General features: G+C 40.1%; 14 protein-coding genes. 7 read left to right on the top strand and 7 right to left on the bottom strand.

Features of this window, described 5'->3' with window-relative positions:
* The first annotated feature begins 305 nt into the window (after nucleotides 1–305).
* Nucleotides 306–644 (top strand): hypothetical protein, encoded by a 339-nt coding sequence (locus HVN35_06995; GenBank protein NYB52283.1) that lies wholly within the window; start codon nucleotides 306–308, stop codon nucleotides 642–644.
* Nucleotides 645–858: 214 nt separating this feature from the next.
* On the opposite strand, the gene asd is transcribed toward HVN35_06995, so the two are convergent.
* From asd to HVN35_06960, 7 genes are all read right to left on the bottom strand, one after another.
* On the bottom strand, nucleotides 859–1,905 hold the full coding sequence (gene asd / locus HVN35_06990) for an aspartate-semialdehyde dehydrogenase (protein NYB52282.1): 1,047 nt from the start codon (nucleotides 1,903–1,905) through the stop codon (nucleotides 859–861).
* Between the two features lie 275 nt (nucleotides 1,906–2,180).
* Complete coding sequence (gene dapB, locus HVN35_06985; protein NYB52281.1) at nucleotides 2,181–2,999, bottom strand: 4-hydroxy-tetrahydrodipicolinate reductase; 819 nt, start codon at nucleotides 2,997–2,999, stop codon at nucleotides 2,181–2,183.
* Nucleotides 3,000–3,196: 197 nt separating this feature from the next.
* Nucleotides 3,197–4,087, bottom strand: a complete 891-nt coding sequence (locus HVN35_06980; GenBank protein NYB52280.1) for a 4-hydroxy-tetrahydrodipicolinate synthase — start codon at nucleotides 4,085–4,087, stop codon at nucleotides 3,197–3,199.
* On the bottom strand, nucleotides 4,084–5,304 hold the full coding sequence (locus tag HVN35_06975; GenBank protein NYB52279.1) for an aspartate kinase: 1,221 nt from the start codon (nucleotides 5,302–5,304) through the stop codon (nucleotides 4,084–4,086). The genes HVN35_06980 and HVN35_06975 overlap by 4 nt, the downstream gene beginning before the upstream one ends.
* A gap of 11 nt (nucleotides 5,305–5,315) precedes the next feature.
* Complete coding sequence (locus HVN35_06970; protein NYB52278.1) at nucleotides 5,316–5,507, bottom strand: 30S ribosomal protein S17e; 192 nt, start codon at nucleotides 5,505–5,507, stop codon at nucleotides 5,316–5,318.
* Nucleotides 5,508–5,511: 4 nt separating this feature from the next.
* Entirely contained in the window at nucleotides 5,512–5,805 is a 294-nt protein-coding gene (locus tag HVN35_06965) for a chorismate mutase (protein NYB52277.1), read from the bottom strand.
* Nucleotides 5,798–6,670 carry a shikimate kinase gene (locus HVN35_06960; GenBank protein NYB52276.1) on the bottom strand — a complete coding sequence of 291 codons (873 nt, stop codon included), beginning with the start codon at nucleotides 6,668–6,670 and terminating at the stop codon, nucleotides 5,798–5,800. Before HVN35_06960 ends, HVN35_06965 begins: the two co-directional genes overlap by 8 nt.
* A 453-nt stretch (nucleotides 6,671–7,123) precedes the next feature.
* On the opposite strand from HVN35_06960, the gene HVN35_06955 reads away from it, so the two are divergent.
* The 6 genes from HVN35_06955 (at nucleotide 7,124) to HVN35_06930 (ending at nucleotide 12,966) form a co-directional block, all read left to right on the top strand.
* A complete protein-coding gene (locus HVN35_06955; protein ID NYB52275.1) occupies nucleotides 7,124–7,381 on the top strand; it encodes an MJ0307 family thioredoxin in 258 nt (85 codons plus the stop codon).
* A 37-nt stretch (nucleotides 7,382–7,418) separates the two neighbouring features.
* Nucleotides 7,419–8,591, top strand: coding sequence for a cobalamin biosynthesis protein CbiD (cbiD, locus tag HVN35_06950; GenBank protein NYB52274.1), 1,173 nt, complete (start codon nucleotides 7,419–7,421; stop codon nucleotides 8,589–8,591).
* 268 nt (nucleotides 8,592–8,859) lie between these two features.
* Nucleotides 8,860–9,339: a cyclic pyranopterin monophosphate synthase MoaC gene (gene moaC / locus HVN35_06945; protein ID NYB52273.1), complete on the top strand. Its 480-nt coding sequence runs from the start codon at nucleotides 8,860–8,862 to the stop codon at nucleotides 9,337–9,339.
* A 68-nt stretch (nucleotides 9,340–9,407) separates the two neighbouring features.
* Nucleotides 9,408–11,492 carry a DEAD/DEAH box helicase gene (locus HVN35_06940; protein ID NYB52272.1) on the top strand — a complete coding sequence of 695 codons (2,085 nt, stop codon included), beginning with the start codon at nucleotides 9,408–9,410 and terminating at the stop codon, nucleotides 11,490–11,492.
* 202 nt (nucleotides 11,493–11,694) lie between these two features.
* Nucleotides 11,695–12,225, top strand: a complete 531-nt coding sequence (locus HVN35_06935) for a DUF2115 domain-containing protein (GenBank protein NYB52271.1) — start codon at nucleotides 11,695–11,697, stop codon at nucleotides 12,223–12,225.
* A 210-nt stretch (nucleotides 12,226–12,435) separates the two neighbouring features.
* On the top strand, nucleotides 12,436–12,966 hold the full coding sequence (locus HVN35_06930) for a DUF2115 domain-containing protein (GenBank protein NYB52270.1): 531 nt from the start codon (nucleotides 12,436–12,438) through the stop codon (nucleotides 12,964–12,966).
* The last annotated feature ends 16 nt before the right edge of the window (nucleotides 12,967–12,982 follow it).

Raw genomic sequence — 12,982 nt, 5'->3', positions numbered from 1 at the left:
TGATAATTCAAAAGAAAAACTTTAATATTTATTAGAATGTGAACGCTTGTATTTTATTTGGGATTAAAATGTGCTAGATGATTAAAAAAGGTCAGGGTGCAACAGAGTATTTGCTTCTATAGGGAGCAGTGACTATTATTGATATTATTGATAATATTAGGTTTCTGATATGCACTAATTATTCCAATGTCAGTCTTCAAATGAACCTGTTGATGTTAAACTAGAAATAATAGTATCAAGACTCCCTACGCTTTGAAGGCAGGATACTAAGTGGAAAAATTACAAATGGAACTACGAAAAGGTAAGTGGTGTGCCAGAACCACTTTTTACTAAACAAAGGACAAACAAAAACCATCAACTTGGGCAAATTTTCACCTGGTGAAAGTTTTACAGTTTTAGTGGGAGTTGGCAGACCTGATGTAGAACCTCAGGATCTGCCAGGTTCTGATTGGACTGGTAAAAACCGTTGGGTTCTGGTTACATTAACCATTAAAAATCAAACAACTTCTTGGACAGTAGCAGGACCCTATGACTGGAATGCAAACCCATCAGGAGCTGTGATAAAAACGTTTACCATTCCCAGCTCGATAGGAATAAACAGTACTACTGACATCTCCCATGTTAGAAGCTCTACATCAGCCTGATCCTACACCTATCATAAGTTGTAAAAATCTTAAAACTTTTATAAGCTGTTAAAACCTTTAAAATTATTTAGACCTTTAAAATTAGTTATAAACTGTTTGGTTCTTTAATAACATAAACCATTACCATTCAAAGCCTAAAAGATTTATTTTTTAAATTGAAAAATTCGATTAAAAAAAAGAGGGAGTTAATGTTGGGATTTGAATAATATAACTCCTACATTATCTCTGCAATCAGTTCTGCATTTAGTATAGATGCTCCAGCAGCTCCACGGATAGTATTATGGCCTAAAAGTACATATTTAAGACTGTGGGCTATGTTAGCATCCCTTCGTAACCTTCCCACAGTCACTGCCATTCCTTTTTCTCTCATACGATCCATTCGGGGTTGTGGTCGGTTGTCTTCTTCACGTACTATTACTGGTTTTTCAGGTGCAGAGAAAAGATCCAGCTTCTGTGGTAGCCCTTTAAAGTTTTTTAAGGATTTTTTGATGTCTTCCAAGTCAAATTCCTGATCCATCTCCATGAATACTGCTTCAGTATGACCATCCACTACTGGAACCCGGTGACAGGATGTGCTGAGGCCAAAGGAGGCTGATTCAACATTTTCACCATCGAAATCTCCCAGGATGTAGAGGGTCTCTTCCTCCATCTTCTCTTCCTCTTCTCCTATGAAGGGTACAAGATTGTCCAGGATGGCCATGGAGGGCACTCCATTGTAACCTGCTCCGGATACTGCCTGCATGGTTGATACGTACACCCGGTTAATGTCATACTGGTCGTATATGGGTTTAAGGGTTAGGACCAGAGCTATGGTGGAACAGTTGGGGTTGGTTACTATGAATCCATCCCATCCTCTACGTTTCTGCTGCACTTCTATTAAGTCCAAGTGTTCCGGATTGACTTCCGGTATGACCAGGGGAACATCCGGTTCCATACGCATGGCACTGGCATTTGAGGCAACTTTCATACCGGCTTCTGCGAATTTAGGCTCAACAACTGCTGCATTACTGGCTGGTAAAGCTGAAAAAACTATTTCCACATCCTTCACCTGTCTGGGATCAGTATCCACTACCACTGTGTTTTCCACTGCCTCGGGTATGGGGGTGTCCATGTGCCAGGTTACAGCATCCTGATATTTTTTCCCTGCTGACCGCTGCGATGCTGTTAGAGCCGTTATCTCGAATTTGGGATGATTATCAAGAAGTTGTATGAACCTTTGACCCACCATTCCAGTTGCACCTAATATGCCTACATTTACCATATAACCACCTTTCATATTCTTATTATCTTATTCTATTCAATTTATCCCCTTATTAATTTGTTTATATTTTTTAATTGCGTTAAATCAGTTTTTAATTAAATTTCTCTTTATATTGACCCTTTCATCCATTCTTCCCTTTAATCATGCCTTAATAATAGCCTCTTTGAATTGACTATTTAATCCTCTATCAATATTCATAATAGTTTTTTATAATCCATTAATATCTTCAATCCATTGATATTCTGTGGTCATTGGAAGCCATGGTCACAGGAAATTTATAATCCCAATACATCATTCATGCTGCTTATTTTACCCTTTTCAGCAGTTATAACGTATCTAATAGCTTTAATCACCCCGTTTACAAAGGCCTGTCTGCTGTTGGCCCGGTGCACGATTTCCAGTCTTTCACCATCACCTGCAAAAAGAACGGTGTGATCTCCCACTATATCTCCTCCACGCACGGCGTGTATTCCAATTTCTTCTGGTTTTCGCTCTCCCACCATACCCTGCCTTCCATAGACGCCAACTTCATCCATTTTCCTGTTCAAAGCCGTTGCTATTAGTTCTGCAGCTTTTACTGCCGTACCAGATGGTGCGTCTTTCTTCTGGTTATGATGAGCTTCTATTATTTCTACATCAAAATCTGTGAGTATCCCGGCCAGTTCCTCCACCACTTTAAAGAATACATTTACTCCCACTGCCATGTTGGGAGAGATTACTGCTCTCACTTGGTTTTTTCTTATGGCATTTTCATTGTTTGCCATCTGCTCCTCAGTAAAACCTGTGGTTCCCACCACCAGATTAACACCTGATTCTGCGGTCGTTTTTATAGTATCAACTGCTGCGTTTGCAATGGTGAAATCCACCAAAACATCGGGTTTTTTAGTATCCAGAGTTTCTCTGAGTTTTTCTGCTCCCACTATGTCCACGTGGATGGGTCCGATTCCCATGACCTCACCCACATCCCTTCCTTCTAGGGGGGTGTTAGGGGCCTCAATTGCTGCCACTAGTTGCATGTCATCCTGCTTTAGGATGGTGTTGATGATCATGGAGCCCATTCTTCCACCAGCACCGGTTACTGCCACATCTATCATTATATATCATCTCCTCAACTAATTATTTCTTAAAAATTTCTAAACACATTTTTTGGACAATAAAAAAAAAGAAAAAATTAGTGATTCTAAAAAATCCTTTGCACCTGGACAAGACAGCTATTATCTACCTAAAAAAACAATAAACCTTCAATTCCAATTTAATGATATTAAATCTTTATTAAGGTTTAATTTAGGGTTTAAATAAGCTGCAAATCCAGGAGCACCTTCCTGAGCTTTTCCTGGCTTTCTTGCTTGAGTGGTGCCAGTGGCATGCGCACATGCCCGGCTGGTCTGCCCATCATGTTGAGTGCTGTTTTGGCTGGCACAGGATTGGACTCAACAAAAAGAACCTTCATTAAGTCGTATAATTCATAATGTAGATCTCTAGCTCCCTGAAAGTCCCCTTCAAGGGCTTTTTTAACCATTTCACTCATGCGAGCCGGGTCAACATTACCCACCACACTGATAACTCCCTTACATCCCTGGGATATCATGGGAAGGGTTAAGTTATCATTGCCAGATAAGACCAGGAAATCATCTATTCCTAACTGGTCTATTTTCTGGATGGTCTGGGATACTTTGTCCAGATCAGGGCTGGCTTCTTTGATGGCCACAATGTTATCCAGTTGGGCTACGCGTCCTATGGTTTCAACATCAATGTCAGTCCCGGTACGTGAAGGGACGTTATAGACTATGATGGGAATGTCAGTGGATTCTGTTAACATTTTATAGTGTTCATAAAGCCCGTGTGGTTGGGGTTTGTTGTAGTAAGGAGTTATTACCAGTGCATAATCTGCACCAACATCCTCTGCATATTTAACCAAGTCCAGTGCTTCTTTGGAAGAGTTACTACCTGCTCCGGCCACTGCAGCTGCCTTACCCTTCACCTCATCCACCAGTATTTCCATCATCTTCTTCTGTTCCTGGTGGGTTATGGTGGCAGACTCACCGGTGGTTCCGGCGGCCAGTAAGCCATTTACACCTCGCTCTAGGAGATAATTCATGTTCTCCCGCATCCCCTCTTCATCCACCGTGTCTTCACGGGTGAAGGGGGTTACCATAGCAACTGTTGTACCTTCCAATTTCATTCCAAGACTCTCCTTACCAGTTCATAAGCTCTCTTACCATCATTCCAGTCCACAAATATGACAACTGAGGTTTGACTTGATGAGATTTCCACTATATTAATTTTATTTTGCCGCAACGGGTCGGTGATTTTGCTGATTATTCCCGGGGTGTCAATGAAGTCCTGGCTGTTGACACTTATCATTGCGATTTCTCGGCCCAGTGAAAGGGAACTCATATCCGGGTTTTTTACCACCACATCATGAAGTATTTCATGAGCTGCATCAGCCATTGATTTATCAATGAATAGTGTTATTGAATTTTGGCCTGTGGATATACCATAAATGTTAATATTATTATCTTTCAGGGTTTTGGTTAGTTCAGCCAGTATCCCTACCTTGGTCAGGAGTTCCTCGCCCACCACTGCAATGACCGAAATTGGTTCATTATTCAGGGTGGTTGAACGTAACATTTTATCCTTAGAGGGACCCATAATCTCTGTTCCTGGTGCGGATAAGTCTCCGTGTTCAAATCCTATAATCTTGGCATTTATTTTAGGGTCCTTGTAGCGCAGTGCATGGGGGTGTAGTACCTGGGCTCCGTGGGTGGCCAGGTCTCTCATTTCCTCTACACTGATTTTGTCCAGTTTCTTGGCAGATTCTAATTTATTGGGATCTGTGGACATCACTCCCCCCACATCGGTGACAATGATCACCTCTTCTGCCTGGAGGCAGTGGCCCATCAGGAAGGCTGTAATATCACTTCCACCCCTTCCCAGGGTGGTTATATTGCCTTCGGAGTCTTTTCCCAGGAAACCACAGATAACAGGGATCACTCCCTGATCCAGGAGTTTTAATATTTCCCGGGATCTGATTTCTGTCTCTGCAAAGTCGATTTTAGCATTTAAATAGTTGCTGTCAGTTATAACTGGCCAAATTTCCATATGAGGATCTATATATTCAGATTTCACACCTAAAGATTCTATGGTGGATGAGAACACGCGAACACTGGTTATTTCTCCCATAGAGAGTATGTCAGCCATTTGTTTCTCGGTTATGGATTCTCCGATAGATTTGTCCACGATTTCCAGTATGTCATCAGTGGTCTTGTTTATGGCTGAAACCACCACTACTACCTTCTTGCCCTTCATGTACTCCTTAACCACTGCTCGGGCTGCTTTTTTGATCCTTTTCCCATCTCCGATGGATGTTCCTCCAAACTTGGCCACTATAATTTCCATAGCAACCAACCTTAGAAGTAGTTATTTTTAACCAATCGGGTTACGTAACCTGCGATTTTGTTGCGCAGATGTTTGGTACTTACTGTGGAGAATTCCTGCACTAACTTCTTATTTTCATCGAAATCTGTGGTGAATTTACCTGGATAAGTTTCAATCAGCTCTTTTGCTGTTCTTTTAACGAATGATGTTCTAATGTTTCCCATGAGGCTACCTCCTTAAGATTTTTTCTTGTTCTTTTTTGCTCAAATCCACTAGTATCATTATGATCTGGGTGAGACTATCTTTATTTATTTCCTGCTCCTTAGCAATTTCTCGAATCTTGTGTTGAATATCTTCTTCCCTTTCCGGGTCATGAATTTCCATATTAAGAACCATCTTAGCCTGGGCAATATCCCTTGCCAGGGATGTTCGTTCTTTGATGAGTCTTATTATTTCCTCATCCAGTTCATCTATCCTCTTTCGAGAGCTTTGGAGCTTTTTTAATGCTTCTGCCCTATTCATGGTTAACCACCTTGGTTCCCATGTTATCTACTACAGTTGATATGACTCTGCCAGGGTATGAACTCCATGTCTGTTTCACCTCATCCAGAGATTCATCTGGGACAATAGCCACAAATGAAGGCCCAGTACCGGAAAGTCCGGCAGCTAATGCACCTGATTCCAGGGCATCCAGGGCTATTTCTGCATTAAATTTGAGTGCAGCACTGTATAAAATCCCATTAAGGGTCAGGGCCTGGTAAATGTTACCCCGCAGTGCTTCCTGAAATGCAATTTTAACCCAGGGAGCTAAAAGTTTCATCCTGGCCACATCAGATTGGGCAGTAAGTGACTTTCTATTGGGCATATATATTAATATATTTTGCTCCTCCATCTGGCTACGGTGCAGGATCTCCCGGCGAGGATTGTGAGTAATGGTCAGACCCCCAAAAAAAGAGGCAGTTGCATCATCATATGCACCGGTAATTGTGACCCCGGCCTCCAGAGAAGCATCTATTGCCAGGTTGAGCAAATCGTAATCATTCAAACTATTTTCAGGCACCAGACCCTCTTTAATTAGTGCATGATAAGTGGCCATTGTCACTGCATTGGAGGTGGCGCTGCTACTGGATAGTCCAGAAGCAACAGGGAGTGTGGAGCTGGTCTTAACCTGTATTCCAGTGTCAAGATCAAATTTATCAAGAACTTTTCCCACACAGATCTCCATAAGGGTGGTGTCAACATCCTCCTGTGTCTTGTATATTTTCTTTGAGGATCTTAAACACACATCTACATCTACATGAAGTCCTATGCCAAAGGCTGAACCACAACCAGTGGAGATGGCATTTATCACTGTGGCAGACCCTGGAGATCTAACAGTTACATTCAAATTATCACCTAATGATTTGATTCTATGTGTTTTCGTGCTATTTTATAATACATTAATTGAAAAGCACTAATAAATACATCGATAGACACAGGTGGAATAATAGACCTAGTTAGAAGAAAATAGGTAAAAGATAATCATTGATTAGTACATCAAATAATATCCAATAGGATTTTTGGTAGATAACTTTGATATAAATTTCTCCTCTATTCTTTGAGAGATATAAGAGTTTCAAGACAATAAACCAAAAAAATAATTTTTGGTTAAATAAATCTCAATAAAATCTCTGTAGATGTTAAATTATTTTTTTAAATTTATTATTACTCTTAAAAAAGCGATGCTCATCTAAAGTTTTAATTAGGTTTATTAATAAAATTCAATACAATTAGAATCTAATATAATAATTAAATCTAGAAGAAAAGTAAATAGATAAGATCATAACTCAGAGGTGAAACAATGGTTGTTAAAGTAGAAGTTTTTACATCTCCTTCCTGTCCATACTGTCCAATGGCTGTAGAAGTTGTAAATGAAGTTGAAAAAGAGATGCCCGGAGCTTTAGAAGTTGAAAAAATTGACATAATGGTTGATCGGGAAAAAGCTATGGAATACGGGCTAATGGCAGTTCCAGCAATTGCTCTAAACGGAGTAGTGAAATTTGTAGGTGCTCCAGGCAAAGAAGAACTACTGAGAGCCATTGAAGAAGAAGTTAAATAAAAAGATTTAATTAAAAAGATTTAGAATAAAATAAACCATGGAATACCATAATTCCCGTCCTAAAAACCAGAATTCTGTTATTTTAAATTCTAACCCTGGCCAGGGAAAAAATAATTCACCCCCCTCTAATGTTTCTTTTTCCCAGGAAAGTGATGATTTCGGAATCACCACTGGAAGTGCTGCTACTGCTGCAGCTTTAGCCGCTCTTTTATCAATAAAAAAGCAAGTATCCTCCGTGAAAATAAAAACTCCCCTGGGATGCCTGGATATTTCAGTTGAAAGCTCTATTAAGTTGGCAGATAACTCAGGCAAGGCATCAGTGATTAAAATGCCCTATCACGACCCTGACGTGACAATTAATCTGGAAGTTCAGGCGGAAGTACATGTTCTTCCAGAACCCGGAATAATAATCAGGGGTGGAGAAGGTGTGGGAAGGATTACCAAACCTGGATTACAGTTGCCAGTGGGCGAGGTGGCTATAAATCCGGTTCCCAGGGATATGATCCGTTCAAACTTGGAAGATGCACTTCCACCTGGCAAAGGTGCAGAGGTTATAATTACAATACCTCGTGGTCGTGAGATTGCTCACAGAACTATGAATCCACGTCTGGGTATAGTGGATGGGATATCCATACTGGGAACAACTGGTATTGCACGTTCTATGAACACCGACAGTTTTCAAAAGGCAAAAAAGTGTCAACTGGATGTGGCGGTGGCCGAAGGGTACCATGAAGTGGTTTTCGTACCTGGAAATATTGGGGAAAAAATGGCCCGCAGTTTGCTGGATGTGAATGACGACCAGATCATTCAAATGGGTAATTTAGTGGGTTACATGTTAAAAGAAGCTCAGAAGTGTGATTTATCTAAGTTGATTATTTTAGGTCATGCGGGTAAACTGGTAAAAATTGCGGGTGGTATCTTTCAAACTGAACATAAACTGGCTGATGCTCGTAGGGAAATAATAGCCACACACACAGGGCTGGTTGGTGGTGGAAAGAGGTTAATGGAGAAGATCTATAACTCCAACACTACCGAGGACATGATAGAGATTCTGGAAAAAGAGAATATGACAGAGGCAGTTTTCAACTCCATAGCCCAGGCAATCAGGGAACGTTGCCAGGAAAGTTTTAATATATATCCCGAAGTATTGATTCTTAAAATGGATGGAACTGTCTTAAATAGTAATCATAAAGTTAAAATCTCCGTTTAACATGCCTTCCAGTTAAATTTATTTATTTGGGTAGGTTTAAGGAAGGTATTATAATTTTTATGTAATTTATATAATTACTACAGAACCATCATCCATTAAGTGCATTAATTAAGTGCATTAACAATACAAAAGGAAAATTCATAGAATTAATACCCCATTTAATAATATTTAAGCTAAATATTATATTAAAGAAATTTCAACTTCATCAGGTTTATCTTAAGAGGATGACTTATTCATCTTTAATCAAACAATAACAGGAAGAAGTGCAATGAATGGAAAAAAACTCACACATCTTACTAAAAGTGGGGTGCACATGGTAGAAGTGGGTGATAAACCTATTATCAGGCGAACGGCTCTGGCATCAGGTAAAATAGAATTAAATTCAGATACTATTAGAGTTATTAAAGAGGGGGAAGTTAAAAAGGGAAATGTAATTACCACTGCTCAGATCGCAGCTATTCAGGCCGTTAAATCAACTGCTAATTTAATTCCCTTATGTCATCCCCTACCCATCAGTGGGGTGGAAGTAGAATTTGAAGTGGAACCAGAGCATATTAAGGTCACAGTTGAAGTAAAGAGCACTGGAAAAACAGGGGTGGAAATGGAAGCAATTACCGGAGTAAGTGTGGCTTTACTTACCATCTGGGATATGGTTAAAAGTGCTGAAAAAGATGAAAACGGACAGTATCCCACCACTCGCATATCTGATATTGAAGTTATTAGAAAGGAAAAACAGGAAATATGCTAAAATAACATATCGAATGTCAGAATTACAAATTTTGAATTGTTAAATACTGAACCAAGGTGATCCAACAAATGAATCTTGAATCCATGGATCCTGAGATAAAAAAAATAATAAAAGATTCCTATCCCCAGATCCATGAGCTAAACCCTGCCCAAGTTGCTGTTTTAGATGCGGGGTTACTGGATGAATCTGAAAACTACATCATCGCCATTCCCACCGCCAGTGGAAAAACACTGCTGGGAGTTCTGGCTGCCTTACGCACCATCCTAGATGGAGGTAAAGTGGTTTATGCAGTCCCACTTTTATCCATCCAGAATGAAAAAATTAAGGAATTTAAAAAATTTGAAGATCACGGGATAAAGGTGGGTAAACATCCCTCTTCATCTGACCTGGCAGTGATGGTCTTTGAATCCTACGATGCTTTGACTCGTTTCAGCTGGAACACACTTTCTGATATTGACTTGGTAATTGTGGATGAATTTCACATGATCGGGGAGTACAGTCGGGGTCCCACCATTGAATGTGCCATCACTCGTTCCCGTATGTTAAACGAAGGCATAAGGATCATTGCATTATCCGCCACACTACAGAATATGGAGGAACTTTCCACCTGGCTGGGTGCACGGGTGGTGGAACATGACTACCGTCCGGTGCCTCTCTTTAAAGAAGTACTCAATGCTGAAGAGTACGGTACCAAAAACAAGAATGATGTTATTCTGCAGATCTTAAAGGATTCCATGGATGAATCCAGCCAGGCGCTGGTTTTTGTTTCCACCCGTCGTTTCACTGAATCTCTGGCCAACTATCTGGCAGGTAAAATAAAAAGGAATTTGCCTCAGGAAAAAAAGAAGGACTTTAAAAAGGTAGCAGAGAAGATTCTGGATGTCCCTAGGAGGAGAGGATCCCTACCCACTGAAGTGTGCTTAAAACTGGCAGAATGTGCTGAAAATGGCATGGCCTTCCACCATGCCGGGTTGTTCGACCGGCAGAAAGAAATTATTGAAGAAGAATTCCGTGAAGGTAACCTGCTAATGATTACTGCCACCCCCAGCCTGATGTATGGAGTTAACCTACCCTCCAAGAATGTGATTATCAGAGATTACACTCGCTGGACCAGCCAGGGCCCCCAACCCATACCAGTATTTGATTACCTGCAGATGTCAGGTCGTGCTGGGCGTCCCGGATTTGATAAGAAGGGTTACTCCTATCTTATAGGTAAAACTCTACCTGAAGCTGAACAATTACAGTATCAATATATCTACGGGGAGATTGAAACAACCAACTCCCGCTTATTAGAAAATCGTGACGCGGTCTACCGGCAGATCATATCTCAAGTTGCAGCAGGAATGGCTAAAAACCCAGAAAAACTCCTGGAATTTTTCAAAGATACCTTTTCAGGTTTTCAGATGACTAATTCTGAATATTCATCCCTGTTTGCCTCAGATACTCTGGAATATCAGATTAAAGAAGCACTAGATTTTTTGATGGAACACGGTATGATCCAGGCAGTTCCCGATGGTCTTCGTGCCACTGCACTGGGCATGTTAATTGCAGGGAGCAACTATGCAGTGCAGACTGCGGTTCGTCTTAAGGAATTTGCCCGTTCGAGTGGAGAATTCGATGCATCTCGCTTGATTTATGAGATATGTCGTACACCAGACCTTATACCCATCTCTTTCAAAGGCCGGAAGAGCAGAGATCCGGTGCGTGACCGTTTGAATCAGGCTGGTTTATTTGTGGTGGATGTGGGTAATGAAGAAGCCACTGCTGCTACTCTTATGGAGTGGATGGATGAACGGAGTGAATACGAAATAGAAAATGCGTTTAATGTTTACGCTGCATCCACCCGCAGAGCTGCCTATGAGGCATCGCAACTGGTGAAATTCCATCGGGAGATCTGTCAGGTTCTGGGAATCTACAATGGCCTTGATGCTATGGAAACCTTAAGTGCCCGCCTATACTACGGTGTGAGAGAAGAACTCATACCCTTGGTTGTGGGAATTAAACGTTTGGGGCGGAGACGTGCCCGGGCACTGGTTGATGCTTTTGGAACTGATCTTCGATATGTTTCAAGGGAAGAGCTCCTGCGGATTGAAGGTATTGGCCCCAAAACAGCTGAAAATATTCTTAAAAAATATCATAACAGGAGTAACTAACAGTTCTAAATAAGTTCCTACCATCAATCATCAGAATTAATATTCAATTCCTAATCATTAAAAATTGCCACTTCACACCTATCTCCACATTTTAACACTTCTTTTGAAAAATTAACCTTATCAAATATATAAATTTGCTAAATAACTAAAATAGTCTCTTAAAATCTAGCTCAAAACTAATTTAAAAAAGTGAGACATTCAAATGATGATTAAAGACCTTAATTTGGGATTTGAAATAGATAGAAATGATTTACTGCAGGCTCTCAAAGGCGAAGCAAAGAAACTTCATATTCACGATTTCATGAAAACTTGCACCTTTCTTAGGAAGAGTATGCAACATGTTCATCCCAAATACCAGGAGATATATATCAAATTATACATAGAAGGCTATTTAATGAGCTACAGAGATGTTAAAGATGATAAAACTCATTATGAAGGCATGGTAGATGGTAAGAAATTTAAAGAGGCTATTGATCTTTTAAATAAACAGGAAAAATTAATGGTAGAAGAATTGGGAGATGATCATCCTTCTTTCAAACCTTTCATGATAATGTCCCTTTACACAACTTTTGTAAGGGAAGAACCAGTGCACCCAGTAGGCACACTATTTCCAGGAGGTTTAAAGGTCCGTGAAGAGAAAGGGATTTATTACTGCCCGGTTAAAGAAAATAATAAAAATAATCCTCTTGCTGTTTGTGGTTTCTGTATTGCTAAGCAGGAACCCGATATGTAACTCGAATAATACAATAAACACTTAAATAAACTTATGAAAAAAGTTTACGCGAACCTCCAATTTATACAAGCACTTCATGGCCATTTTAGCCATATTGATAATGATTCTTAAATTTAGATAATTGGACTTAAAGTAATTGAACATCAAGTGGACCATAGTTCAGGCCAATTGATGTTTAAATAAAGAAAAACAAACTGATGAAGGGATCTGATGAAAGTAAAACTTGATGATTTGGATTTTAAGCAGGGAATAAGTAAAAAAGATTTATTGAATGTCTTGAAAACAGAAGCCAGATCTATTCACATCCAGAATATTATGAAGGCATCTAATTTCCTTAGAGAGGATGCCAAATTCATGCCCCTCGGGGAAAGAGACGACTACATTGCCCGCTTCACCAAAGCATTTTTCAGTCGCATCAAGGATATAAAAGATGATAAAACTGAATATAAAGGTCAAGTGAAAACCCATAAGCTTAAAGAATTTCTAGAAGTTCAGAAAAAAATGTCAAAAAATTCCAGTAGTGATGATGAGGCCTGTTTCCACCATATAGCCAAAATTGTTTCTACTTATACCACTTTTGTAAAAGAAGAACCCATACACCCCGTGGGAACACGATTTCCCGGTGGTTTCACCCTTAAACTGGTTGATGGTAATTATTTATGCCCAGTTAAGGATAAACAAAAAGATACCCCCAGTGCACTTTGCAGGTTCTGTGTTTCAGTTCAGGACCCCAATGTTTAGGAATTCAATGAATCTA

The sequence above is a fragment of the Methanobacteriaceae archaeon genome (assembly GCA_013403005.1).
Taxonomy (GTDB): domain Archaea; phylum Methanobacteriota; class Methanobacteria; order Methanobacteriales; family Methanobacteriaceae; genus Methanobacterium.
Note: the sequence above shows the minus strand (reverse complement) of the source record. Positions and strands in the feature narration are given on the sequence as shown.